Below are 447 nucleotides of genomic sequence, written 5' to 3'. Positions count from 1 at the left end.
CGGTTCGGATCCACCCCCACCAGCGTCAGCAGCTCCTCCGCCCGCTCCTGCCTGGCCCACTTGCTCATCCCGGGCCGGTGCGTATCGAAGATGTCGAAGATCTGCGCCCGCACACTGATCACCGGGTTGAGCGAGTTCATCGCCCCCTGGAACACCATCGAGATCTTGTCCCAGCGGAACGCCCGCAACCCCTCCCCATCCAGGCCCACCACATCGATGTCATGACCATCCCGGTCATGGAACACGATCTCGCCCTGGGTCATCAACGCCGGAGCCTTCAGGAGCCGATTCATCCCATACGCGAGCGTCGTCTTCCCACACCCCGACTCCCCCGCCAACCCCAGGATCTCGCCACGATGCAGCGTCAGCGACACATCCCGCACCGCCCTGACCGGCGGATCCACCTCATACTCGATCGACACATTCCTCGCCGACAGCACCGCGTCG

Annotated in this window: 1 protein-coding gene; it reads right to left on the bottom strand. The window is 64.7% G+C overall.

What is annotated here, in order from left to right:
* The coding region (locus tag DW299_RS07500; RefSeq protein ID WP_240745338.1) for an ATP-binding cassette domain-containing protein at positions 1–447 on the bottom strand (447 nt) is incomplete at both ends.

Origin of the sequence: Microbacterium sp. K35, from assembly GCF_004794375.1 — a bacterium.
In the GTDB taxonomy this organism is placed as follows: domain Bacteria; phylum Actinomycetota; class Actinomycetes; order Actinomycetales; family Microbacteriaceae; genus Microbacterium; species Microbacterium sufflavum.
The sequence above is the reverse complement of the archived record's forward strand: the minus strand, read 5'-3'. Positions and strand labels throughout refer to the sequence as shown.